Source organism: Streptococcus sp. TATVAM-FAB8 (genome assembly GCF_046592795.1).
Classification (GTDB): Bacteria; Bacillota; Bacilli; order Lactobacillales; family Streptococcaceae; genus Streptococcus; species Streptococcus ruminicola.
Map to the genome: position 1 here is coordinate 53,016 of NZ_JAWVPQ010000006.1, position 24,305 is coordinate 77,320.

23 protein-coding genes are annotated in these 24,305 nt (G+C 38.9%); 3 read left to right on the forward strand and 20 right to left on the reverse strand.

Annotated elements, in window-relative coordinates:
• Nucleotides 1–56: 56 nt before the first annotated feature.
• Nucleotides 57–1,205, reverse strand: a complete 1,149-nt coding sequence (gene nagA / locus SFC32_RS04975) for an N-acetylglucosamine-6-phosphate deacetylase (RefSeq protein ID WP_411049362.1) — start codon at nt 1,203–1,205, stop codon at nt 57–59.
• Nucleotides 1,206–1,344: 139 nt separating this feature from the next.
• A complete protein-coding gene (locus tag SFC32_RS04980) occupies nt 1,345–2,976 on the reverse strand; it encodes a Na/Pi cotransporter family protein (protein ID WP_133017839.1) in 1,632 nt (543 codons plus the stop codon).
• Between the two features lie 365 nt (nt 2,977–3,341).
• On the opposite strand from SFC32_RS04980, the gene SFC32_RS04985 reads away from it, so the two are divergent.
• Together SFC32_RS04985 and SFC32_RS04990 are read left to right on the forward strand one after the other, a co-directional pair.
• Nucleotides 3,342–3,947: a peptidase gene (locus SFC32_RS04985; RefSeq protein ID WP_411049361.1), complete on the forward strand. Its 606-nt coding sequence runs from the start codon at nt 3,342–3,344 to the stop codon at nt 3,945–3,947.
• A gap of 2 nt (nt 3,948–3,949) precedes the next feature.
• Complete coding sequence (locus tag SFC32_RS04990) at nt 3,950–4,459, forward strand: YgjV family protein (RefSeq protein ID WP_411049381.1); 510 nt, start codon at nt 3,950–3,952, stop codon at nt 4,457–4,459.
• A 199-nt stretch (nt 4,460–4,658) separates the two neighbouring features.
• Here the strand turns inward: SFC32_RS04990 and SFC32_RS04995 are convergent, their stop codons facing one another.
• The gene (locus tag SFC32_RS04995; RefSeq protein ID WP_157628751.1) at nt 4,659–5,504 is read right to left on the reverse strand and encodes a DegV family protein; all 846 of its coding nucleotides are present in this window, start codon (nt 5,502–5,504) and stop codon (nt 4,659–4,661) included.
• Between the two features lie 132 nt (nt 5,505–5,636).
• On the opposite strand from SFC32_RS04995, the gene SFC32_RS05000 reads away from it, so the two are divergent.
• On the forward strand, nt 5,637–6,194 hold the full coding sequence (locus SFC32_RS05000) for a TetR/AcrR family transcriptional regulator (protein WP_039695925.1): 558 nt from the start codon (nt 5,637–5,639) through the stop codon (nt 6,192–6,194).
• A 37-nt stretch (nt 6,195–6,231) separates the two neighbouring features.
• Here the strand turns inward: SFC32_RS05000 and SFC32_RS05005 are convergent, their stop codons facing one another.
• From SFC32_RS05005 to SFC32_RS05085, 17 genes are all read right to left on the reverse strand, one after another.
• Nucleotides 6,232–7,044 (reverse strand): Cof-type HAD-IIB family hydrolase, encoded by an 813-nt coding sequence (locus SFC32_RS05005; RefSeq protein ID WP_039695926.1) that lies wholly within the window; start codon nt 7,042–7,044, stop codon nt 6,232–6,234.
• The gene (locus SFC32_RS05010) at nt 7,037–7,663 is read right to left on the reverse strand and encodes a trimeric intracellular cation channel family protein (protein ID WP_039695927.1); all 627 of its coding nucleotides are present in this window, start codon (nt 7,661–7,663) and stop codon (nt 7,037–7,039) included. The genes SFC32_RS05005 and SFC32_RS05010 overlap by 8 nt, the downstream gene beginning before the upstream one ends.
• A gap of 89 nt (nt 7,664–7,752) precedes the next feature.
• Nucleotides 7,753–7,959, reverse strand: coding sequence for a heavy-metal-associated domain-containing protein (locus SFC32_RS05015; RefSeq protein ID WP_133017836.1), 207 nt, complete (start codon nt 7,957–7,959; stop codon nt 7,753–7,755).
• An 11-nt stretch (nt 7,960–7,970) separates the two neighbouring features.
• Complete coding sequence (locus SFC32_RS05020; RefSeq protein WP_411049360.1) at nt 7,971–10,208, reverse strand: heavy metal translocating P-type ATPase; 2,238 nt, start codon at nt 10,206–10,208, stop codon at nt 7,971–7,973.
• 37 nt (nt 10,209–10,245) lie between these two features.
• Nucleotides 10,246–10,677: a CopY/TcrY family copper transport repressor gene (locus SFC32_RS05025; RefSeq protein WP_074603695.1), complete on the reverse strand. Its 432-nt coding sequence runs from the start codon at nt 10,675–10,677 to the stop codon at nt 10,246–10,248.
• A 181-nt stretch (nt 10,678–10,858) separates the two neighbouring features.
• The gene (locus SFC32_RS05030; protein ID WP_411049359.1) at nt 10,859–11,404 is read right to left on the reverse strand and encodes a nucleotidyltransferase family protein; all 546 of its coding nucleotides are present in this window, start codon (nt 11,402–11,404) and stop codon (nt 10,859–10,861) included.
• Nucleotides 11,376–11,954, reverse strand: coding sequence for a TIGR00730 family Rossman fold protein (locus SFC32_RS05035; RefSeq protein ID WP_411049358.1), 579 nt, complete (start codon nt 11,952–11,954; stop codon nt 11,376–11,378). Before SFC32_RS05035 ends, SFC32_RS05030 begins: the two co-directional genes overlap by 29 nt.
• A gap of 101 nt (nt 11,955–12,055) precedes the next feature.
• Nucleotides 12,056–12,406, reverse strand: coding sequence for a 30S ribosome-binding factor RbfA (gene rbfA / locus SFC32_RS05040; protein WP_003067449.1), 351 nt, complete (start codon nt 12,404–12,406; stop codon nt 12,056–12,058).
• Nucleotides 12,407–12,542: 136 nt separating this feature from the next.
• Nucleotides 12,543–15,266: a translation initiation factor IF-2 gene (gene infB / locus SFC32_RS05045; RefSeq protein WP_411049357.1), complete on the reverse strand. Its 2,724-nt coding sequence runs from the start codon at nt 15,264–15,266 to the stop codon at nt 12,543–12,545.
• A gap of 19 nt (nt 15,267–15,285) precedes the next feature.
• On the reverse strand, nt 15,286–15,588 hold the full coding sequence (locus SFC32_RS05050; protein WP_006531118.1) for a YlxQ-related RNA-binding protein: 303 nt from the start codon (nt 15,586–15,588) through the stop codon (nt 15,286–15,288).
• Nucleotides 15,581–15,877: an RNase P modulator RnpM gene (rnpM, locus tag SFC32_RS05055; protein WP_006531117.1), complete on the reverse strand. Its 297-nt coding sequence runs from the start codon at nt 15,875–15,877 to the stop codon at nt 15,581–15,583. Before rnpM ends, SFC32_RS05050 begins: the two co-directional genes overlap by 8 nt.
• Before the next feature lie 18 nt (nt 15,878–15,895).
• The gene (gene nusA, locus SFC32_RS05060) at nt 15,896–17,080 is read right to left on the reverse strand and encodes a transcription termination factor NusA (RefSeq protein WP_039695996.1); all 1,185 of its coding nucleotides are present in this window, start codon (nt 17,078–17,080) and stop codon (nt 15,896–15,898) included.
• 90 nt (nt 17,081–17,170) lie between these two features.
• Nucleotides 17,171–17,632, reverse strand: a complete 462-nt coding sequence (rimP, locus tag SFC32_RS05065; protein ID WP_039695938.1) for a ribosome maturation factor RimP — start codon at nt 17,630–17,632, stop codon at nt 17,171–17,173.
• A gap of 252 nt (nt 17,633–17,884) precedes the next feature.
• Nucleotides 17,885–19,828, reverse strand: a complete 1,944-nt coding sequence (locus SFC32_RS05070) for a hypothetical protein (RefSeq protein WP_411049356.1) — start codon at nt 19,826–19,828, stop codon at nt 17,885–17,887.
• Nucleotides 19,825–22,050: a glycosyltransferase family 2 protein gene (locus tag SFC32_RS05075; protein WP_411049355.1), complete on the reverse strand. Its 2,226-nt coding sequence runs from the start codon at nt 22,048–22,050 to the stop codon at nt 19,825–19,827. The genes SFC32_RS05070 and SFC32_RS05075 overlap by 4 nt, the downstream gene beginning before the upstream one ends.
• Nucleotides 22,037–23,104, reverse strand: a complete 1,068-nt coding sequence (locus SFC32_RS05080; protein WP_074965440.1) for a bifunctional glycosyltransferase family 2/GtrA family protein — start codon at nt 23,102–23,104, stop codon at nt 22,037–22,039. Before SFC32_RS05080 ends, SFC32_RS05075 begins: the two co-directional genes overlap by 14 nt.
• Before the next feature lie 5 nt (nt 23,105–23,109).
• Nucleotides 23,110–24,135, reverse strand: a complete 1,026-nt coding sequence (locus tag SFC32_RS05085; RefSeq protein WP_411049354.1) for a diguanylate cyclase domain-containing protein — start codon at nt 24,133–24,135, stop codon at nt 23,110–23,112.
• Nucleotides 24,136–24,305 lie beyond the last annotated feature (170 nt).

Genomic DNA, 24,305 nt, shown 5'->3' on the forward strand with positions numbered 1-24,305 from the left:
GTCTAGTAAATATCAAAAAAGCTGAATCTACTACTGTAAATTCAACTTTTAGTCTATTACGCTTTCCAGGCTTCTTGTCCGCCTAGGTACGTTGCTCGTAAATCAAGGTCTTTGTCTAGAACGATAAAATCAGCTTTGTGTCCTTTTTTGATTTGACCGCATTTATCGTCGATGCCAACTGAGATTGCTGCTGTGAGACTTGCCATGCTAATAGCTTGCGCTTTTGAGGCAATTCCCCAATTAACCACATTTTTAACAGCATCCTTCAACTGAAGAATAGAACCTGCAAGGGCACCGTTTGATTTCAAACGTGCTGTTCCTTTTTCAACGATAACAGGATATTCTCCGAGCATATAATCACCATCTTTAAGACCACCAGCACTCATGCAATCCGTAATCAAAACAACATGTTCGTGGTCTTTTTGATGCATCAAAATATCACATGCTGATGGATGCACATGATGCCCATCACAAATCAACTCGGCATAGGTATTTGGTAGTTCATAAACTGCACCGACCATTCCTGGCTCACGGTGATTAAGGCCACGCATACCATTATAAGCATGAACCCAAACAGATGCCCCTGCTTCGACTGCTTGCGCTGCTTGCTGGTAAGTAGCATCTGAATGTCCTAGAGCTACAATCACATTTTTACGAGTCGCATAATCGATAAAGTCTTCAACTTCGTCTCGTTCAGGTGCTAAAGCAATTTTTTTCAATAATCCTTTTGAACTTTCAAGCCATTGATCAAGTTCTGCTGTTGAAGGATTTTTCATATAAGACGGGTTTTGAGCCCCTTTGTATTTTTCTGTAAAATAAGGTCCTTCAAAGAAAAGTCCTTGGATACGCGCACCGCTTTCTTTACCAGCAAAATCAGCTGCCGTACGACAAATATCATCTAATGTCTCAAATGATGCTGTCAAAGCTGTTGGTAAAAAGCTTGTAACACCAGCTCCCAAAAGAGCCTTACTCATTGTTTCAAAAACCTCTTGATGATTGTCCATGACATCAACACCAGCAAAGCCATGGATATGTGTGTCTACTAAACCAGGTGCCACACTAAAACCTGTATAATCTATAATGTCTGCGCCATGCGGTGCTTCTGCTTGCCAATCACCAAAAGAATCGCCTTCGATAGCAAGGTAACCTGCACCTTTAACATGGTAAGGATAGTAAAATTCATCTGCTTTGATATATTTTGTCATTTGAATCGCCTCCATGCTTATATTATAAAATAAAAGCGCTTTTTTGTAAATGGTATATACCAAAATTAGACCAATTCTAAATTGGTATTCAAAAAAATACCTTCAAACCCAAAAAGGTTCAAAGGTATTAAATGTATGATTAAATTTGATTTTCAAGTACTTTTTCAACCAAGTTAAGTGCGTGATCTGTGATACGTGTACATGGTGTAATCAAATCGATGAAGTTAACCCCTGCAAGTGGTGTACATTCACCGTTGTTCATGCGTTTGATGTGATTCTTACGGATGCGACGTTCCAAATGAGCGATATCTTTGTGACGATCTACCAACTCATTTGCTAAAGGCAGATCGTTATCAATAACAACTTTCAATGAATCCAAAATCATGCGATGTGTTTCATGGTAAAGTTGATCGATTTCTTGAACAGCAACTGGAGAGAAAGTAATATCTTTTGAAATATTATGCTCCATCAAATGCACCAAGCTGATACTGTGGTCACCGATACGTTCCAAATCACGTGATGAATCTAAGATACTTGATAAAATTTCACTTTCGTGTTGATTCAATTGTTCACTTGAAAGGTCAATCAAATATTTAGTCAATTCTTCATCGACATTATTGATAGTATCTTCAAATTTTTGTGTCTTATCAGCGTATTTTTCATTACATGTTTCAACAAACAAGAATGCTGCTTCAAAGGCTTGTGTGGCAAAGGCACCCAAGTGAATCAATTGTTTTTTAGCATTACCAAGGGCAATAGCTGGCGCTTGTTTTAGAATAATCTTATCAAGGTAAACAGCTTTGTATTTAGCAGCTTCATCTTCACCAGGAATTAATTTTGTCACAACAAATGCCAAGGTTCCAATGAATGGGAAGAGCAAGATGGTATTTGTAATGTTAAAGGTTCCGTGGGCAAAGGCAACCGTCATGGCTGGCGTCAATTTGAAATGAACTTCCATCCATTGCATCAAGCTAGTAAATGGCACCAAAAGAATCATAAAGAGCACTGTTCCGACAACGTTGAAGAGAACGTGAGCACCAGCCACACGTTTGGCTGCGATATTTGAACCAATCGCTGCTAGCACGGCTGTGATACAAGTACCGATATTACTTCCTAAAAGAATAGGAATTGAGCCTTGAAGGTCAAGCAAATGACCTGCATATAACCCTTGTAAAATACCAATAATGGCAGCTGATGATTGGATAAGCATGGTCAATCCAGTCCCAATCAAAACACCCATAATCGGTTTGTCACCTAAGGTTGCTAAATAATCCTGAAAGGCTGGAACAGTTTTTAATGGTCCCATGGCGTCACCCATGATGTTAAGTGAGAAGAAAATTCCTCCAACACCAAAGATGATACGTCCGATATTGTTCAAACGTCGGTTTGACGTGAAGAATAACAAAGCGGCACCAATAAAAATCATTGGGAGCGCATAGTCACCCAAATTAAAACCAATCAGAAAGGACGTTACAGTCGTCCCGATATTGGCTCCCATGACAATACCAATCGCTTGTCGCAAGGTTAAAAGTCCTGCTGACACAAGACCAACAGTGATAACTGTTACCCCTGAACTTGATTGGATTAGAGCTGACATGGCTAAACCAACAAGAATTCCTAAGAAAGGATTACTCGTATATTTGTCGATATAAAAACGAAGTCTGTCTCCTGCAGCCTGTTGTAGACCGTCTCCCATATATTTAATACTGAAGAGAAAGAGTCCTAGACCTCCAAAAAAACCAAAAGCAATTTCTTGCCAATTTACTGACACAGTCTTATCCTCAAATATTATAATTTTACCGGAAAAACCCGATACTTCCATTTTAATGTATTCAAAGAAAACAAACAAGTGTTTTTTAAGCTTTTTCTAAATTGATAACTAACTGAAAAATACTACTCTTTTAAGATAAGCAGTCATTTTCCCCCTTTTAGCAGCCATTTCTAAACATAAATGATAAAAAGACTAAAATTTGAGGGAGCTTTTTAGAAAAAAATTAATGCGCTGTCATTTATATGTTATAATAGTTAAGGACGCTGTGCTTGCCACAGAATGCTACTAAATACGTTTATTATCAAAAAAATGTGATAACAACTTCTTTATCACATCGCATTTATTTTATTATAGAAGGAGTTTTCATGAAAGCCTCAAAAAGTGAAGTTACTTATTTTATTCTAAGTATCATTTTAATTGCCTTTGCTGGTGGTATTTACCTTTTCTTTGGTAATACAAAGACTAATACGTCAAGTTCACAACCAAAAAGCTCAATCAGTTCTTCCTCTTCTAGTCAAGCTGACTTAGAAGCTAAAGCCCAAGAATTGTTATCAGCTGCTCAAGCTAATCCATCTGCTGAAGCTGTGACAAATGCACAAGCGGCTATCAACAAAATCTCTGATGAAGCTAAGAAAACAGATTTCCAATCTCAACTAGATGTTGTTTCTGCTGAAGTGACAAATCAAACAAATGCTGAAAATGCTGTAAAAACTGCTGAAGACAATCAAACAAGCGACAATGTCGCTGCTGCTCAAGCTGCGATTGATGTGCTAACTAACCAAGCTATTAAAGATCAACTTCAAGCACGTCTTGATGCTGTTTCTAACGCTATTGCTGCTGCCAATACAGCAACTACAGATACTGCTGCATCTTCTGACAGCACAACTGAGTCTACTATTGACCCAAACAATGCCTCTCGCACTCCTACATCAGTTACAACTGATGGTACTAACACTTATTATAGCTATTAATGATTTCAATTGGATTTATCTTCTCAGCAATTGGTGCAACTTGCTTAGCCATTTCATCATTTGCTAAAACGAAAAAAACTATGTTAACTTGGCAATTATCGGATTATTTCTTTACGATGATTGCTAATTTTTTACTCGGTGGTTACACTGGCGCCATCTCTATCAGCGTGTCTATTATTCGTAACACGTTAATGATTAAACACTGGGATTCCATCTACACAACCATTATTTTAGTGATTATCCAAGTTTCTGCGGGGACTTATTTTAACAACCTTGGTTTGTTTGGCTTACTTCCGTTAATTTCTTCAGTATCGTATACTATCGTCTCTTTTGCAACTGATAAAGTGCAATGGCTACGCTGGGTTACTGTTGAAAATATGCTACTCTGGGCATTTTATGACTTCACTATTAAAGCTTATCCTGCTTTACTTATGGATATTGTCATCACACTAACAACCTTAATTGCTATTTCAAAATACAGTTCACTTAATCATAAGAAAAATAAGTCTTGATTTTTCATCAAGACTAGAAATAAACTCATTTTCTGATACTTTCTGCCGTGTGAAAGTATCTTTTTTGTTGCTCATTTCACTCGCAAACAGTCCTAAAATCAAATTGCGGCAATAATGGCTTGAAATTGATTTTATTTAAGACTTTTTTCATTAGTATGCAAAAACTGCATGAGTCATACTCATGCAGTTTTATATTGACTTACACTGTTTCGTATCCTAATAAAATACCGCCATCTTCACCGTAAAAGCTGCAAAGACCTGATGCTGGGATAAAGCGAACATCAGCTTGTGGGTATTTTTCTTTGATTTTGTCACTCAATTGTTGACAAGCTTTTTCGTTATTTGCGTGAGCAATCATAACCTTGCCACCTTGGTAACCTTCTTTAAACATTTCCTCAACGGTTGCTTGAACAGCTTTCTTTTGACCACGCGCTTTGTGAAGGAGTTCCAATTTTCCTTCGTCACTTGCCTTACCAACCATGCGAATGTTCAAAAGTCCAACAACTTTCCCGACCAGCTTACTCAAACGTCCATTTTTGACAAGGTTATCCACACGTGCCAAAACAAACAACAATTTTGTCTTTTCTTGATAAGCCGTGATAGCTTCGACCACTTCATCAAAGCTTAGGCCTTTAGCAATCAAACGATTTAATTCTTCAACGATTAAATCAATCTCACCACCTGCAGACAAAGAGTCTATAACATGAACATTGACATTTGGATGTTCCTCCAAAAGCATGTGTTTTGCAACCTGAGCACTATTTTGACTTCCTGAAAGATTACCTGTAATCGTGATGGCAATAACATTTTCAGCACCTTGGTAAGCTTGTAAGAAAGCATCTGGGCTAGGGCAACTTGATTTTGATGAAACAGGACTTGCGTACATGGTTGTCATCATATTAGCAACGTCCAATCCTTCATCATCCACAAAAATTTCTGAACCAATTTGAATTGTTAGTGGGACATTTTGAAATTCTGTGTGTTCTGCAAGCTCTTCAATACGTCGAAGGTCACAACCTGAATCAGTCACAATTTTCCAAGTCATATCTATTTCCTCCAATCCATTCGAGATTTAAATTCATTTGACAAACAAACTATTTTCACCTAAAATTATATCATTAATGCCTTTATCTTAGTATTAAAAACAATCAGATGTCACAAGTAAGAGGGTTTTGTCATGACGGAAAAGACAATTTCAAAAAAGTCCTTGCAAAATTTGAAAGTTTCTAATAAAGAATCACGAAAATTGACACGTGAAGCGCTAGAAACTGCACTTTTGCTCCTTCTTGAAAAGAAAACCTTGAGCCAAATTACGATTTCAGAACTCGTTGCCAAAGCTGGTGTCTCACGCAACGCTTTCTACCGTAATTATAAGTCTAAAGAAGCTATTTTAGAGTCTATTCTAACCCAAATCGTTCGTCGCATTTTTCGTGGTCTCAAAGCATTTGATTTGAAAAGTCAGCTCTCCCAAGCTTGGCTTTTCATTCTGAATGAAGCCAAAAAAGAGGCACAAGTTCTTGGCTTAATTTTTGAACAACACCTTGAAAAACTCTTGACGGGCATCGTCTCTAAACGATTAAAAGCTTACCAAAGGTTCAAGAAAAAACATGATTCACGCTACACAAATTCTTTCTGGAGTAACGCCATCATCTCAGTTCTTTCAAACTGGGTAGCTGATGACATGCGTATCCCTGCCGAGGAAGTAGCTGCAATCGGTTTGCCACTTTTCTTATAAGAAGAAAATACCGACCACAATTAGGTCGGTATTTTTATTATTTCAAGACATAATCGTAAATAGCCTGAGCTACTCCGGCATTGTCATTAGTTGTTGTTTCGTAGCGGCAAATAGATTTGACTTCGTCTGTCGCATTTCCCATAGCAACGCTATGATAAGCAAATTCAAGCATTTCAAGGTCGTTGGCAGCATCGCCAAGTGCCATGACTTGCTCTGGTGAGAAGCCAAGTTTTTCTGACAAAGCTTTAAGCGCTGTTGCTTTAGTGTAGCCTTTTGGCATAGCTTCAAAGATATATTCTTGGCTACGAACCACACTAAATTCTTTAGCCAAAGCTGTTTCTTTTGCTTCTTGAAATGGATTTAATTGTGGCGCTTTTGCCATGTACATAGCTTGGAAGATGATTTCGTCTGTCGCCTTCATCTCATCAAGTGTGACTGCATGAGCGGTATCAAAGACAAGACCAGCATCGTATTGGACAAGTTCTGGAACTTCTTCACCTACAGCGTAATAATGTTTTTCACCTGTCAGGGTTAAGCAAACATCTGGGTAATTAGCAACAGCTTCATTCAATTTATCTAGCTCTTCATTTGTGACTTGAGCATGAAAAACAAGTTCCCAATTTTTGGTATTGTAAATGGTGCAACCATTATTCATGATGATATATTCTTCATCATCCAAGCCCAATTTTTCAAAAAATGGAAGAATTCCTGACTTTGGACGTCCTGTACAAAGAACAATTTTTACCCCTGCTTGTGCCGCTTTTTGGATTGCTTTGACATTTTCTTCAGGAATTTTTTTATCTGAATTAAGTAATGTTCCATCTAAATCGATTGCAATTAATTTAATCATTTTTAGTGACCTTCCGTTTAATTTTTGGCAAATGCCACTGACGCCAGTAGCCTATCATACGTAAGATTGTCAGAATTAAAACTAATACATAATAGCCTGGATCATTATGAACGATTTTAAAATAAATCGCAAGCGCCGCTAAAATTGCCCAACCAGCGTATACTTCACTTCTAAGCACACTTGGTTTTCGACCAGCTAAGATATCTCGGACAATCCCGCCACCTGCACCAGTCAAAACAGCTGCGACAATCACAGCGCTTAAAGGTTGATGAAGTTTAACAGCATACATGGCTCCTTGAACACTAAAAGCCGCAAGACCAATAGCATCCGTCAAGACTTCTGCTTTTCGCCAACCTTTGTGAGTAATGATATTTGGAAATACCATGATAAATAACATGGCTGCCAAGGCAAAATAAAAACACTGACTCTGAGACCAGAGGGCGCTAATCGGCAAACCAATCAAAAGATTACGAATAGCTCCGCCACCAAAGGCAGTCACAAAACCAAGGATAAAAATCCCAAGTATGTCAAAATCTTCTTCCATCGCGACGATTGCTCCAGATAAAGCAAAGGCGATAGAACCAATGATACTTAATAAATCCCAAACATTCATCGTCATTTTGATTCCAAACTATATTTTTTCTTACTAGACTAGTTTATCATTTTTAAAGAAGTAAAAAAACAGAGCAAGCTCTGTTTTTCTAAATTTTACTTAATTTCTTTTCCAAGGCTAAACTTTGTTCCTTTAAGCGCACGTTTTAAAAAGAACTTAAATGGACGTCCTGTGATAGTGGCTTGTTTTTTCTCTAAATCAACATTAACTGCTTTCACGCCAGGAACAGCTGATAATTTTTCAGTCACTTTTGTGACACAACCTTGGCATTTCATGCCTGTTACTTCATATGTTTTTTCCATGAGAAACTCCTTTATTTTAATGTCATGTATTTTAAGCGAAGGGCATTTAGAACCACTGACACTGAACTAAAGCCCATAGCAAGTCCTGCAATCATTGGATTAAGCAAAGGCCCACCAAAGAGATACAAGACTCCCATTGCAACTGGAATCGCTAGAATATTGTAGATGAATGCCCAGAAGAGATTTTCCTTAACCACTTTAATCGTCAAACGACTGATGCTTAAAGCTCTTAGAACATCAGAAATTTCTGGTTTCATCAGAATAATATCTGCTGACTCGATAGCAATATCAGTTCCTGAACCTACTGCAATCCCAATGTCAGCTACTGCTAGCGCTGGTGCATCGTTAATGCCATCACCGACCATAGCAACCATTTTTCCTTGGCTCTGCAAATCCTTGATAGCTTGTGTTTTTTGGTCAGGCAAGACTTCGCTAATCACAGTCTTGATGCCAGCTTGTTTGGCAATAGCTTGCGCAGTTTTGCTGTTGTCTCCTGTTAATAAAACAACATCAATGCCTTGACTTTGCAATTTGGCGACGGTCTCCTTGCTGTCTGCTTTTAGCAAATCTGCTACGGTAATCACTCCTAGCAGTTGTCCATTAGCCGAGATGTAAATCGGAGTTTGACCTTTTTGGGTCGCAGCCAGCACCGCTGTTTCACTTGCTGTCAAGTCAACTTGTAACTCTTCCATCAACCTGCGGTTACCAACGTAAATGGTCTGCCCAGCAAGGTCAGCTTGTAAACCTCGTCCTGTTAGAGAAGTGAAATTTTCAACTTCTGCTAAAACAAGTTTTTCAGCGCTAGCTTTTTCCACAATCGCCTGACTAAGTGGGTGTTCTGAATATTTTTCAATGGATGCGACCTGGCCAAGTAGCTTACTTTCGTCACCATGATAGGCAATAATATCAACGACTTGTGGTTTTCCTTGCGTGATGGTTCCTGTCTTATCAAAGACCATAGTATCAATGTGATGAGCATTTTCAAGGACATCACCACGTTTATAAAGAATCCCATTTTCAGCGCCTCGACCAGTTCCGACCATGATGGCTGTTGGTGTGGCAAGTCCAAGAGCACATGGACAAGCAATCACCAAAACGGCGATAGCGACTTGGAGGGCAAAGACGAAACTTTCACCCTTGGCAAAATACCAGAATAAGAAAGTGACCAAAGCAATAGTCATAACTGCTGGCACAAAAACACCAGCAACCTTATCGGCAATCTTAGCAATCGGTGCTTTGGTTTGTTGGGCATCTTCGACCAATTTAATGATTTGAGCTAAGAGGGTCTCATCACCGACTTTTTCAGCACGAATGGTTAAGGAACCTTGACCATTGATTGAAGCACCAAATACCTTATCATCCGCCACTTTCTCTACTGGAATACTTTCACCCGTCAACATTGATTCATCGATAGCCGAATGTCCTGACACCACATAACCATCAACAGGAATTTTTTCACCTGGTTTGACCAAGATAAGGTCACCTACTTGAACCTGATCAATTGGGATTGTCTGCTCAACTCCATCACGGATAAGAGTCGCCTCTTTAGCAGATAAAGTTAATAATTTTTGGATGGCATCGGATGTTCGACCTTTCGACAAGGTTTCAAAATATTTTCCCAAAGTAATCAAGGTCAAAATCACAGCAACAGACTCAAAATAAAGCATATGCACGTGGTGAACATGCCCAAGAATGATGTGGTAAGTGCTGTAAAGACTATAAAGAAATGCTGCGCTCGTTGCCAGAGCGACTAAAGAATCCATATTAGGATGTGCTTTTAACAAAGCACGAAAACCATTAACATAAAAACGGCGTCCAAAGTACATGACTGGTAAAGTCAATGCAAGCTGAACCAGCGCAAACATCAAAGGATGCTCACTCATGCCAATAGCCTTCGGCACCCACAATCCCATCATGCTGCCCATCGAGAGATAAAGCAAGGGAATCGCAAAAGCCGCTGACCACAAAAACTTATGCCACATATTATGAGTGGCTTCGCTCTGGCGTTCTGATTGGCTTTTAGCTGTTGTTGGGTCAAAGACACAAGCGCCATACCCAGCATCCACAACAGCTTTTTCAATCTCAGCTTCACTAACTAAGTCAGGATTATAGCGTACAGTCATCTTCTCTGTTGTCAGATTAACAACCGCTGAATCGACATGATCTATTTTATTGACAGCATTCTCGACGGTTAAAGCACAAGCCGCACAAGTCATACCGTCAATGACAAAGACTTCTTCTTTTTCCATAAGATACCTTTCTATCAGAAATCTCACAAATCAACCATTAAAGACCAAGGTGTTCTTTACAACGACATTGTCCAGGAATACAATTACACGGCACTTCATCCAAAGCTTCTTTTTCTTTGGATGATAGCAGAGCTTGTAAATCAGCAATGTCAGAAAGTGTCATTGGCGTTTCTTTTAGCAAATGTTCAAGAATAGTCTTGTGCTTGCGCTGACAAAACTTATCAAATAAATCATCAGCCTGCTGGTTCATAGCTTCTTGCTCAGACAAAAGACTTGAGTAAAGAAAAGCTTTACCAGACCTTTTTCTTGTCAAGTAACCTTTATCAACTAGACGTTTCAAAAAAGTCTTAACTGTTGAGGCTGTCCAGCTATTTTTTTCACCTAGAATATCAAGAATCTGACCACTCGTTGCCGCATCTTTGGTCCAAATCACGCGCATGATCTCCCATTCTGATTTTGAAATTGACATAGTATTCCTTTCTAAATATCTTTTTTGGTTTACATTTGTAAATTTATTATATTTCTATCGTCTACATTTGTCAACTATAACTGCAAAAAATAGCCCGAAACCTAACATTTCGGACTTTAAACACAAATAAGCTTGTGTTCTGAGTAATTTAGAAGAGACTTTACACCTTCATTCTAGTTCTTTACGCTAGAATTTGCAAGCGCGGCCATTTCTTTTGCCAATCTTTCTTTTTCAAGCGGTCATGGTAAACTGTCATACGTTCTTTATCAGCTAAAAAATGTGGAGTGGGTTGGACGACAAAATTAACAATATCATCATCGCCATAAGGCAAAAATAACTCCAAATCCCCATCTTTTAAACGTGCTGCTATAGCTGTACAGCGTTCTGGATATTTACTGATAGCATCTCTAGCATTTTGATAAGGGGCTGTGTGCGGACTGTGACCATGCATAAAGACCTGATTTTTGACTTCCCATTGATAACTAGGGTAAGCCGCTTGAAGCTGTTCTTGAATAACTTGAGTCTTCTCATAAGTTGTCTCAGGGTCAAAAAAAACAACATCAATGTCACTTGCATCCGACAAACCCGGCTTTCCTGATAAGGCATTCCAAACGTAATTACGAAGTGTCCCCGCAGCTAGCCAAGCATCTGGCAGCTCAAGCTCAGCTATTATGGTTAAAATCGCCATCAACTCTTTATCACTTGCAAATAAAACTTTGAGATCCATCATTTTCCTCACTTTGATAAGCTTTTACAAATTTTTGCAGAGCCTTTAAATCATCTACAAAAATGGCCTTATCGCGGTCTTCTTGTCTCAAAAATCCCGTAGTCACCATTTGGTCAAAAAGGTCTTTGAGAGGGTTATAATAACCATTCAAATTAAGAAAAAGACACGGTTTATGATGGAGCCCAATGCGTGCCCAAGAAAAAGCTTGGACAATTTCCTCAAGGGTTCCGGGACCACCTGGAAAAGCCAAAAAAAGCTCCCCATTATCCATTAAGAGTCGCTTACGCTCATCCATATCAGCCACCAAAGTTAGCTCTGTTAAATGCAAATGAGCTTTTTCACGCTTTTTAAAATCAAGCGGAATAATGCCATAAACCTCTCCGCCATCAGCTAAAACCGTATCTGCCAAAACGCCCATTAGACCATCCTTACTGCCACCATAGATTAATTGATGCTTCTGTTTGGCTAACCAATGACCTAATTCAATGATATTTTCCTTATAAATCGGGTCATTCCCAAAACTTGACCCCAAATAAACCGTAATTTTCATCTTCTCAATATTCCTCACTAAAACACTTTCATTATATCACACCAAAAAAAGGCCTGCCAAGTGGCAGACCTTTCTCATATAAAATTCTAGTTAACTAAAATTTATTTTTTAGCTTCCAAATCACGAAGCATTTGATCGATTTTATTTCCGTATTCGATTGATTCATCTTTGATGAATGTCAAATCTGGAATTTTGTACATTGTCAAGTTGCGACCGAGTTCGCGTTTGATTGTACCTTTAGCTTTTTCAAGACCAATTTGAGCTTTTTGGTTATCTGATGCAAGTTCAGAGTGTATTGTGTAATACACTTTAGCCATTGAAAGGTCTCCAAGCATTTGAACATCAGTAATTGTCACATCTTGAACACGTGGGTCACGAACTTTTTTGTGTAAAATTTCATTGACTTCGCGTTTGATTTCCATACCAACACGATCAACACGATGATTAGCCATAATCATTTCCTTTCTAATCTTTTTGAAAAAGCTAGGCTAAGCAAGCCTAGCTTTTATTCATTTATAACTGTAATGTTTAGGCAAGGCACCATAGTGCTTGCCGTATTCCCATTAGAGACTTCAGTCTCAATGGGAATTAACGTTTAATTTCTTCCATAACGTAAGCTTCGATAACGTCATCAACTTTGATATCGTTGTAGTTTTCAATCATCAAACCACCTTCTTGGCCGTTTCCGATTTCTTTAACGTCATCTTTGAAGTGTTTAAGGCTGGCAAGTTTACCGTCGAAGATAACGACACCGTCACGGATGACACGTGCGCTAGCATCACGCGTAATTTTACCATTTGTAACCATGAATCCACCGATTGTACCAACTTTAGATACTTTGAATGTTTCACGGATAAGAGCTTCACCGATGATTTTTTCTTTGTATTCAGGGTCAAGCATACCTTTCATAGCATCTTCAACTTCTTCGATAACTTTGTAGATGATTGAGTGAAGACGAATATCTACTTCATCAGCTTCTGCTTGTTCGCGAGCTTGTGGTGTAGGACGGACGTTAAATCCAATGATGAAGGCATTTGATGCTTCAGCAAGCGTAACGTCTGATTCGTTGATAGCACCTACGGCTGAGTGAACAACTGAGACTTTAACACCTTCAACATCAATTTTAAGAAGTGAGGCTGCTAGGGCTTCAACAGAACCTTGTACGTCGGCTTTGATGATGACGTTAACAGTCTTAACTTCACCTGCTTTAAGGGTATCAAAGAGGTTTTCAAGGCTAACACGTTGAGTGACTTGACGTTGTTTCATCAAAGCACGTTTAGCACGTTCTTCACCGGCTGCACGCGCAGCTTTTTCATCTTCGTAAACCGCGAAGTGGTCACCTGCCATAGGCACATCGTTCAAACCAGTGATTGATACTGGTGTTGATGGTTCTGCCACTTTAACACGGCGTCCAAGGTCATTAACCATGGCACGAACACGACCGAATGTGTTACCAACAACGATTGGGTCTTGAACATGAAGAGTACCTTGTTGGACAAGAAGGGTTGCCACAGGTCCTTTACCTTTATCAAGACGAGCCTCGATAACAGTACCGATAGCGCGAACTGTTGGGTCAGCTTTCAATTCTTCCATTTCAGCAACAAGAAGAACTGTTTCTAGCAATTCATCAATGTTTTTACCAAATTTGGCTGAAATTTCAACGAATTCACAGTCACCACCCCAAGCAGTTGAGATGATTCCGTGTTCTGCCAATTCACCGATAACACGTTCTGGGTTAGCACCTGGTTTATCAATCTTGTTGATGGCAACGATGATTGGGACACCAGCAGCTTTAGAGTGGTTAATGGCTTCGACTGTTTGAGGCATAACACCGTCATCAGCGGCAACAATCAAGATAGTGATATCTGTGATTGAGGCACCACGTGCACGCATTGATGTAAAGGCCGCGTGACCTGGTGTATCAAGGAAGGTGATTTTCTTACCATTTTCAACGATTTGGTAAGCACCGATGTGTTGAGTGATACCACCAGCTTCGCCTGTAGCGACACGTGAATTACGAAGGGTATCAAGAAGGGTTGTTTTACCGTGGTCAACGTGTCCCATGATAGTTACGACAGGAGCACGTTCAACCATTTCGTCTGGGTTGAGGTAGCCTTCGTCAGCAAAGAAGCGTTCAATATCAGCTTCGTCAACTTCGACTTTTTTGTGTGCTTCAATACCATAATCAACCATCAACAATTCGATTGTATCGCTGTCGAGGGATTGGTTTTGAGTGGCCATAACACCCATCAAGAAGAGTTTCTTAACGATCTCTGCTGGTTCGCGTTTGATACGTTTTGCGATTTCAGCAACAGTCATGCCTTCAGTGTATTCAAATTCTTTAGGTAATTCGTGGAACTTACGCTCTGTTACAGGTTTTGGAGCGTTGTTACGATTGTTATGTTTACCTTTTTTGTTTTTCTTGTTATTATTCCAGTTACTATTTCTTTGATTTCTCACTTGGTTATGATTATTCCAGTTTTTTCTATTCTTGCGTGGTCCATCTTCATTATCACGTTCATAATCACGTGATTTTTCAGGACGAGCTTGTTTCTTACGACGTTTATCTACAGCAGGTGCTGCTTGTTCTGCTACCACATGGTTAGGGGCAGGCGCTGCAGGTTTTGCTGCTTTTGCTTTGTGTTCTTCAGCCTTAGTTTTAGCTTCCACACGAGCTTTGTGCTCTTGTTCTTTAGCTGCTTTTGCTTTACGCTTAGCAGCTTCTTTTTCGTGGATGCGATTTTCACTTTGGCGAGAATACTCAGCATTTTGTTCTGCTTTCAATGCAGCTGCACGTGCCTTGAAATCGATACGTGGTTTTGCTGCTTGATTGCGATCGTTTCGTTGATCTCTTTGGTGATTATCACGCTGTTGATCTCTTCGATTATGATTTTGAGAATTGCGATCGCGTTGTTTGCGATTATTTTGGGCATTCTCTTGTCTGTCACGATTAGAACGATTGTCGCGTCCTTGATTGTTATTGCGCTTTTTATCGCCACCTTTAGCTCGTTTTTCAGCTTCGGCTTTAGCACGCGCTTCACGTTCTGCCTTAAAATTACGGCTCTGAGGTTTAGCAGGAGCTGCTTTAGGAGCTTCTGCAACTGTTTTCTCGGCTGCTTTTTCAACTTTGGCTTTTGCCGCAGCTGGTTTGGCATTTCCTGAGAATTTCGCCGCAATTCGTTTGGCATCAGATTCGTCAACGCTAGAAGAATGGCTCTTCACATCAAGTCCTAGCTCTTGAGCATAGTCAACAACTTCTTTGCTTGATTTGCCCAATTCTTTAGCGATTTCATATAATCTTTTCTTTGACAATTGATGTCCTCCTATTCTGTTAGTTCATAAGAGTCCTCATTTTCTTTGAAAATCCAGCGTCTGCTATGGCAACCACTTTACGTGGTTTACCAAGCGCAGCACTTAATTCCAGTGTGTTAAACACTGTGGAGACTTCTACTTTGTAATAATGACTTTTATCAGTTGTTTTCTTTGTCAAATTATCACCAGCATCATTTGCCAGAAAAACAAGTTTTGCTTTGCCAGATTGGATGGCCTTAATGACCAATTCTTCTCCAGAAATCACTTTTCCTGCACGCTGTGCCAGTCCAATTAAATTTGACAATCTTTGGTGGTTATTCAAGACCTAACTCTCTTCTTTTGACTTTGTGATCTACGTAAGCAATCAATTCATCATAAAATGATTCAGGAACTTCCATTGAAAAGCTACGGTTAAAGACGCGTTTTTCTTTGGCTTGAAGAGCTTCTGCATTATCAAGTTTGATGTAAGCGCCACGTCCGTTTTGCTTACCAGTTGGATCGATAAAAATCTCGCCTTCCTTATTTTTAACAATGCGAAGTAAATCACGTTTATCAATCACTTCACCTGAAACAACTGATTTTCTTAAAGGTATTTTACGTGTTTTAGCCATGAAACACCTCTATCTTTCTTATTCTGCGTCGTTTGCTACAACTTCTGTATCAGCAGATTCAACAACTTCCTCAGCTGGTGCTTCTTGTGCTTCAGCTGCTTTAGCTTCACGTTCAGCTTCGAGGGCTTCATATTCTGAAGCAGATTTGATGTCGATACGGTAGCCAGTCAAGTGTGCGGCCAAACGAACGTTTTGTCCACGACGACCGATAGCAAGTGATAATTTGTTGTCAGGAACAACAACAGTTGCACGTTTGCTATCTTCTTCGTCAAAAAGAACCATATCAACTTCAGCTGGTGCAATAGCGTTGTAGATGAATTCAGCTGGATCTTCAACCCATTGGATAACGTCAATGTTTTCTTCAACAGGAACTTCAACACCAGCTTTAGCATCATAACGTTTTGGATGGAATTTGCTGATAACTTTCTTAATATTGCTTCCACCACGACCAACGATTGTACCGATAGCATCAACGTTTGGATTGTGGCTACGAACAGCAACTTTTGTACGATCTCCAGCCTCACGTGAAACGCTCATGATTTCAACAGTTCCGTCAAATACTTCAGGAATTTCTTGTTCCATGATACGTTTGATAAATTGAGGGTGGCTACGACTTACAAAGACGTTAACACCTTTTGGATTGTTTTCAACTTTGTAAACGTAAACTTCGATACGGTCGTGTGATTTCCATGTTTCACCAGGAATTTGGTCTTGGTGTGACAATTGTGCTTCAAGAGAACCAAGGTTAACATAGATGAAACGTTGGTCGAAGCGTTCAACAGTACCAGTCATGATTTCGCCTTCGTGTTGTTTGTACTCGTTGTAAGTCACTTCACGAATTTGACGACGCATTTTTTCCATGATTGTTTGTTTAGCTGATTGAGCAGCCACACGACCAAATTCAGCAACAGATTCTTCAAAACGAATTTTGTCACCTAGTTCGTAAGCTGAGCTAATTTTCAATGCATCTGACAAGCTGATTTCTAGACGGCTATCAAAAACTTCTTCAACAACTTCACGAACTGTGTAGACTTTAAAGTCACCTTTTTTGTCGTCGAATTCAATAACACATGATTCAGATTGACCATAACGACGTTTATAAGCTGATTTCAAAGATTCTTTGACAGCGTCGATGATATCGTCTTTGTTAATGTGTTTTTCTTCTTCCAAAATACGGAAGGCTTCTAGCATTTCTTTGCTCATTTTTTTCATTGCCCTGCATGGCTAAGCAGGACGTAATCCTTTCGTTTATATCTAAGTAAAATCAGATTGTAGTTTGTTATAGTAGTTTGACTACAATTTCACTGCCAAACGCGCTTTTGCAACTGTTGAATATGGAATTTCAACGGTTTTCTTGCGTGTTTTGTCCAAATAATCAATAGTCAATGTTTCACCATCAAAAGCTACAAGGTCTCCTTGGAATACCTTAACTTTATCAATAGCTTTGTAAAGACTAACATTGACATAAGAACCTACAGCTTTTTCAAGAGCTTCTTTAGTCTTCAATGGACGCTCCAAACCAGGGCTAGACACTTCCAACATGTATTGTTCTGGGAATGGGTCTGGTTTGATGGCATCAAGTAGAGGACTAATGATTTCAGTCAAATCAGCTGTATCATTTACGGTGATCCCTCCTGGTTTGTCAATCAAGATACTAAGGACATAGTCGCTGCCCATTTTTCCATACTCAACATCAACCAATTCGAACGGATCTTTAATAGCAGGCGCAACTGCTTTTGTAACCAATTCAATGATTGTATTTGCGTTTGCGATAAGAATCCCCTCCTTCTTCTATCAATATCAAAATAGAAAGTTCATCACATTGGCTCACTTGTCGTAAAACCAACGGTATTAGTAGCATGCGTTAAAAGCTTATCCGTCAGCAAAATGACTTTAAGCACACACAAGAGGCGAAGTCACAAACTCCGCCTCCTTCTACTTATTTTATATTATAGTAACATAATTTAAGGTCTTTGACAAGTCAAAAGCTTGATAGAATGGGAAATATCATCCTTTTCCCGCAAGAATATCAGATGTCTTGTAAACTCCTGGAGCATAAGTACGTCCGAAAAGTTTCTTCGTCAAAGCATTGAAGGTGTAGTGATCATCCAAAATAACAACCTCATCATAAGTTTTTAGCATGGCAATAAAATCTTTATCCGTAAAGGTGAAATCATCCCTTGCTTCAATATTTTCATTCCAAAGGTAATAACTTGTTGCGTTGTTACTGTAAGACTTCATCAATTCAAGAAATTCCTTATCTGCTTGGACAAAGTTTTCCCTGGCATCAACGTTAACATCCCAAAGATAGTAACGACTAGCATATTGCACAAAGAAACTATCCACATGTTCTTTATCTGCTGTTACCACAAGAATTCGTTTTTTAGACGAATCCATATTGTTACCTGTTAATTTATGGAGCTCTTTAGAAACTTTATTGGTTTCTTGGTTGTTGTTAAAGACAATGCTGTTGTTTTCAGATAATAGCATTCCCACCGCATAAATCGCTAATACAAGCGTTGCGTATTGGTAAAGCCGTTTATTTAACAAAGTCTTATAAGACTTGGCGTTACGCTTGCTGAGGATTTGCTCATAAAGGCACTCATCCATTACCCAAGCAAGCGCCATGACCATGTAACCAAAAGCAAAGATAACCATACTTGACGCATAGCGTTCAAAACCAGCTAATTGTAGAGCCTCGTCTGTCGGCATAGCTGTCAAATACATCAACAAAATACTAATGTAATAAGTCACAATGGAAATATCAATGAAAAGCCAGGTCAACAAAACATCTTTTTTATGTTTCAAACGAATGCCAAGAATGATAAAGGCGACTAACAAAATCACATTGATGATGATAATACCTTGAGTTGATAGACTAGTCACATCAAAGACTGATTTAATAAAGAGCTTGATGATTTTTTCTGGCACCCCTCCTGAAACATGACCAGTCAAGATTTTACCCAAGTCAGCCATTGACACCGCGTGTTTAGCACTTGCTGCATTAGGAAAATTATTAGACACATGTTTTTGCCAGATGATAAACGGCAAGAAACTTGCCAAAATAGTTGTCACCATCATGATAAGCGCTTTTAGACGTGCTCTTTTACGGACCAACAAACGTACAACACAAGCAATATAAACAACCAAAGCTAACAGAACAAAGAAGAGTCCGCTAACTTTGACAATGCTAAGCAGTCCAAGAACAACTGCCGTATGAAGCGACATCATCCAAAAACGATTGCGATAGGCAAAGCAACCTGCTATAGCCGCCAAGGCAAGTGCTGGTAACAAGAAATCAACCAGCAAATTATTTAATCGAATGGCGACATTAAAGGTATTAAAGACTGCAAATGAAGCAAATACCATGGCAACCATCAAGACACGACGTTCGTCACGCAAAGCTCCGAACATAGCATAAAGACAGGAAGCAATAAGGAAGAATTGTCCAACTAGCATACTGCCTTCCGAAAAACCAACAATAGTCGTAAAGAAATAAATAAAGAGTGAACTACCAACAGGATAAGTATAATAACTGATAATCGTATCATACTGTGTCGGAAGAGCATTATTGATATGGAAGAATTTTACGATAGTCGCCCAGTGGGTGAAATTATCATAATGTAGAATCGGAGAATTCCAAAGCGTCATCCCAAATAAAAGCAGGTAAAAAATCATGCCAATAGAGATGTAATCCAACCTACGAACCTTAACCTTTTTCTTCCAAACCGACCACAAATAGTAAAGACTTAATAGACAGCCTATAGCAGATAAAACATAAACCGTCTCATGCATCTCACCAACTAAACTACCAAGATGCAAGACCAAGGTAATAAATGCAAAAGTAAAGACCCAAGTCAAACGGCGATTCATCTTCAACCCATTGCGGAAAAAGGCGTCATACCCCATGGTAATAGCAAAGAACAAAAGTAATCTCAAAATCGTTATCATACTTTTTCCCTCCATTCATTTGCTAAAGCTTTAAAAACAGGTAATTTTTCTAGAGCTGGAAGATTCACCACTTGGTACAGTGACTCATCTCTATCAATGTCATAAGAAACAAAGGCAAGCTTAAAGAACATGTCATGATAGATAAAGTCGACAATCGGCTTTCTTCGTGGGTTTTCTAGTTGCCCAGAAAAAGTCATATAATAATAATTCGTCTTTCTAAGTTGACGTTTTGTGCCGTTGTATTCAACATCCTCATTTAGACGCACTTTTGGTAAGGCAATTTGGTCGTATGCTGAAACTGGACGTTCATTACTTTGGAAACGTCGGTTAAAGTTTTCAAGCAAATCATCCCAAGTTGTCATCCAAGAATCCTTATGCGTTGGTAAATTGTGATTGATACGGTCGTAAATGTATTGATAAAATTCACGGATATCAGCTGGATTAACTTCCGTAAATTGCACACCGTAGCGCCAGCATTTTTCACCAACCACAACACGAACCACATGTCCTTTAGCTCTCGCACGATAATCGCGTGATTGCAAGTGAAGTGTTATTTCCTTCGTTTTTGGCAAATAAAGTGGCAAGTTAGAACTAAAGGAAATACCTATTTCTGAAATATCACAGACCCTCACTTGGTAAGAATCATTATCAACCTCGATAGTCATCGGTTCATCAACAGGGAAACGTTCACTGCCTCGATAAAGAGGACGACCAATCGCACAGAAAATAGCAAAGGTCAAGTTAACAATGTGATAAAAGAGCCAGAAACTAATGATACTACCATAGAAAAGTTCTGAACCAAATTTACCATAGTTAAAGGTTACCAAACCATACATAGCAAGTAGCCATAAAATCGCATAAGGAATAGCATACAAGTACAAAGTCCATGAAGAATCATTTCCTTTTCGAGTAACCTTAAATTTCTTTTCACTAATCCCAAAGGATTCCATCATCAAAGGAATGACCAAATACGGTGCAAAAATCGTTTCAACAATTTCACCCCAAACTTGCGTACGATATTCTTTGGAAACTTCCCGCATGGATAGACGCGTCAAAGCGTAACTTGGTAACCAGAAAAAGAAGAGCAACCAAATATTTGACACTACTACACGCACATGAAAGACCGTGTACAAAATCGGAGCTAAAATGTACAGCAAACGTCTAAAGAATGACCACCAGTACAGATAACCATTGATGTAAACCAAACGTTGTCCCTTGGTCAAGTTTTTATTGAAGAAGACGTTCATGTTATAACTACTCTTAATAACCCCACGTCCCCAACGAACACGCTGCTTGATAACACTCTTTAAGTCTGTCGGTGTTAAACCACTAGCCATTGGACGTTTCGTTGAATAATTGACATAACCTGCCGCATTCATTCGAACCCCAAGCTCAAAATCCTCAGTGATAGTATCTGTCGGAAAACCACCAACATCTTCAATAGCCTTGCGGAAAATAACCGTGTTTGAACCGGTGTAAACCGCTGCACCACGCGCATTGTTGAAAACATTGATTTCTTTTGAAAAGAAATCTTGTTCATTAGGCAAAGTTTCTTCTGAGAAAAGATTGTATTGGAAAATATCCGCATTGTAAAAACTTTGTGGAGTTTGAATCAAGCCAATTTTTGGTTTGTCATACTTGTCACCTCTTTCATAAGCCTCAACTTGCTCAATGAAATATGGCACAGCTTCCATCAAAAATTCACGGTATGGAATCATATCCGCATCAAAAGTTGCCACAAGCGGAGCTGATGTTTTACTAAGCGCATTATTGTAGTTTCCTGATTTAGCATCTTTATTATCAGATAAACCAAAATAACCAACACCAAGTTCTTCTGCGATTTTAGCAACTGCTGGACGATTGGTATCATCACAGACAAAGATGCGAACCTTTGATTTGTCAGGATAATCTAAGTAAGTACAGGCATTAATTGTCTTGTAAAGTAAATCAGGATCTTCATTATGCGTGGCAATCAGGACATCAACATCAGGATAACGGTCATAAGGAATCTCTGGTTTTTTCAGCTCGAAGTTCTTCTGCTTATTCAAAATAAGAATGTATCCCGTAATGGCTGAGACCACTTCACTAAGCCATAACAAAATCCCAAAAATCAAAGCAAACCAAGAATCGTGCCATGGAATCGTCGCAAATAAACGCCAAGTCAAGTAAAAGACCGTGGTGGCAAAGGCGGCAATATATAGTAAGTTTTTAAGCTTCTTCATTTCCACCTCCACTAAAGACTAAATGTTTTTGAATAAAGTAGCTCACAAAGAAGAGCAAACCATCGACAACAATTTTAACGATTGAAATTGGAACAGCTGTCAAGGCATTTCCGACTATGGTTACCAAAAGACTTGATACCATGATTTGCACAATGACAAGGATAAAGTACTTAATGGCGCTGCTGGCTTTACCTTTCTTGAAAACAACCTTGTGATTCAAGAAATAATTCACCACTGATGAAATGGCGCGTGCCAAAACCGAAGCAAGGGTAACAGCACTAAGACTTAAGCCATTAAAGAGTGAAATCAAAATCGTAAAAGCAACAATATCCACTAAGAATGAGAAAAGTGATGAAAAAATATACTTAAAGAATACCTTATAAATGCGAAGTGAATCTCGAATAACATCAAAGTGTGATGATTGATTTTCATCGAGATAAATCGTTGCAATACCAACTTCACGAATTGGGATACCATCTTCCTTAGCTGCTAAAAGCATGTTCATCTCAAATTCATAACGTTCTCCTTCTACGTCAAGCATTCTTTTTAGCCAAGCCATCGGCAAAACACGAAGACCTGTTTGTGTATCAGAGACTTTCATACCCGTAAAAGCATCCAAAACATCACGCGTCAAAAGGTTACCAAATCGGCTGCGGAGCGGAACAGAATTTTCAAATTTTCTCACACCAAGTATCAAGCTATCTGGATATTTTAGAAATTCATCCAAACATTTAAGTGTATCTTCATAGGTGTGCTGACCATCAGAATCAATGGTAACAATCCCTTTAGCTTGTGATAAATGCTCAAGAATGTAAGAAATGGCTGTTTTTAAAGCACGCCCTTTACCTTTATTTTCAGCGTGAGTCAATAAATGACAAGCGTATTTTTCCTTAGCTTCAGTAAACAAAGCTTCATAAGCAGGACCACTACCATCATCAACAAGGACAATTTCAAAAGGCTTACTTTCACGCGCTCGAATATCTCTTAACAATTCTAGCATGCGTTGATCAGGTTCAAAGGCAGGAATAACAATAACAACATCTTGATAGATCATAAGCTTTATCCTTTCTGATTTTTATCACGATACATTCTCTCATCAGCACAAGCACAAAAATCAACAAATGTCTTATGGGCTTCATAAGAATCTGTATAGGAACCGAGCGAAGCCGTTACAGGCATATCTTTTACCATCATCTCAATCTTAACAAGATTGATCAAAAAATCTGCCTGTTGTTTCGTAACCCCCGGAAGTAAAACTGCAAATTCATCACCACCAAGCCGTGCAACTACAGCATTTTCTGGCATTACCTTAGTTAAAATCTCACCATACTCAATCAATATCTGGTCACCACAAGAATGACCATAAGTATCATTAGCCTCTTTAAATTTATTCAAATCAGACATGATAACCGTAATCTCTTCAGTCTTGTTAAGAACACATTCGTCAAAAGCAAGCTCGATATAACGGCGGTTATGGACCTGAGTTAAAACATCCTCATAAGCCATCTTTTGCATTGCTAATTCTTGTTTGCGCTGCTCGGTGACATCGACAACGATTGAAAAAGCGCCAATAATTTTCTTGCGACGATTATAAATCGGTGAAAACATATTTTGCCAATAAAGTGTCTCACCTTTATACTCAATGGTATCAAGGAAAGTAAAGGTCTCCCCCTTCAAAGCACGACCAACATTAGCTTTTAGCTCTGCTGATCTTTCAGCATCTAAATGCCGTAGCGGACAGTCACCAATCTTTGGAGTGAATTTAAAGATTTCTTGCATGAGACGAATATCATTTCGATTGATAGCCATAAAACGATAATTCAAATCAAGAGCATACATATTGATATACTCAGAACTCTCAAGGATAAAGTAGGATAACATGTGACGTCTTCGATTGAAATAAGATGACAATAAACTCACACCTAATATAATAATTGAAATGAGTAGTTCCACAGGATTCTTATGATTAATAACAATCTCATCATAAGCCAGCTTCAACATCAAATTAAATGCCACCAAAGCCCCAAGATAGGTCAACCAGCCTTGATACTTATATAATAATTCTTTGATTTTACCTAAAAGCATACAGCCTCACTAATCTAAGCAAGTTTTCCCACATTAGGCACTTGCCGCATCACCTAAATAACGATTTATAAGGATATACCGCCATTAACTCCAGTGAGTTTTTCTTTTCATAATCTTATCCCCTTTTTTCTTATTTAATCGCTAAAACCATTAAAGAAGCAAAAAAACGC

Coding starts and splice junctions, on each gene's coding strand:
- nagA (WP_411049362.1), bottom strand. CDS start 1,205: ATGACAAAATATATCAAAGCAGATGAATTTTACTATCCTTACCATGTT.
- SFC32_RS04985 (WP_411049361.1), top strand. CDS start 3,342: ATGAAAGCCTCAAAAAGTGAAGTTACTTATTTTATTCTAAGTATCATT.
- SFC32_RS04995 (WP_157628751.1), bottom strand. CDS start 5,504: ATGACTTGGAAAATTGTGACTGATTCAGGTTGTGACCTTCGACGTATT.
- SFC32_RS05000 (WP_039695925.1), top strand. CDS start 5,637: ATGACGGAAAAGACAATTTCAAAAAAGTCCTTGCAAAATTTGAAAGTT.
- SFC32_RS05005 (WP_039695926.1), bottom strand. CDS start 7,044: ATGATTAAATTAATTGCAATCGATTTAGATGGAACATTACTTAATTCA.
- SFC32_RS05010 (WP_039695927.1), bottom strand. CDS start 7,663: ATGACGATGAATGTTTGGGATTTATTAAGTATCATTGGTTCTATCGCC.
- SFC32_RS05015 (WP_133017836.1), bottom strand. CDS start 7,959: ATGGAAAAAACATATGAAGTAACAGGCATGAAATGCCAAGGTTGTGTC.
- SFC32_RS05020 (WP_411049360.1), bottom strand. CDS start 10,208: ATGGAAAAAGAAGAAGTCTTTGTCATTGACGGTATGACTTGTGCGGCT.
- SFC32_RS05025 (WP_074603695.1), bottom strand. CDS start 10,677: ATGTCAATTTCAAAATCAGAATGGGAGATCATGCGCGTGATTTGGACC.
- SFC32_RS05030 (WP_411049359.1), bottom strand. CDS start 11,404: ATGGATCTCAAAGTTTTATTTGCAAGTGATAAAGAGTTGATGGCGATT.
- SFC32_RS05035 (WP_411049358.1), bottom strand. CDS start 11,954: ATGAAAATTACGGTTTATTTGGGGTCAAGTTTTGGGAATGACCCGATT.
- rbfA (WP_003067449.1), bottom strand. CDS start 12,406: ATGGCTAATCATCGTGTTGATCGTGTTGGTATGGAAATCAAACGCGAA.
- rnpM (WP_006531117.1), bottom strand. CDS start 15,877: ATGGCTAAAACACGTAAAATACCTTTAAGAAAATCAGTTGTTTCAGGT.
- nusA (WP_039695996.1), bottom strand. CDS start 17,080: ATGAGCAAAGAAATGCTAGAAGCCTTCCGTATTTTGGAAGAAGAAAAA.
- SFC32_RS05070 (WP_411049356.1), bottom strand. CDS start 19,828: ATGATAACGATTTTGAGATTACTTTTGTTCTTTGCTATTACCATGGGG.
- SFC32_RS05075 (WP_411049355.1), bottom strand. CDS start 22,050: ATGAAGAAGCTTAAAAACTTACTATATATTGCCGCCTTTGCCACCACG.
- SFC32_RS05080 (WP_074965440.1), bottom strand. CDS start 23,104: ATGATCTATCAAGATGTTGTTATTGTTATTCCTGCCTTTGAACCTGAT.
- SFC32_RS05085 (WP_411049354.1), bottom strand. CDS start 24,135: ATGCTTTTAGGTAAAATCAAAGAATTATTATATAAGTATCAAGGCTGG.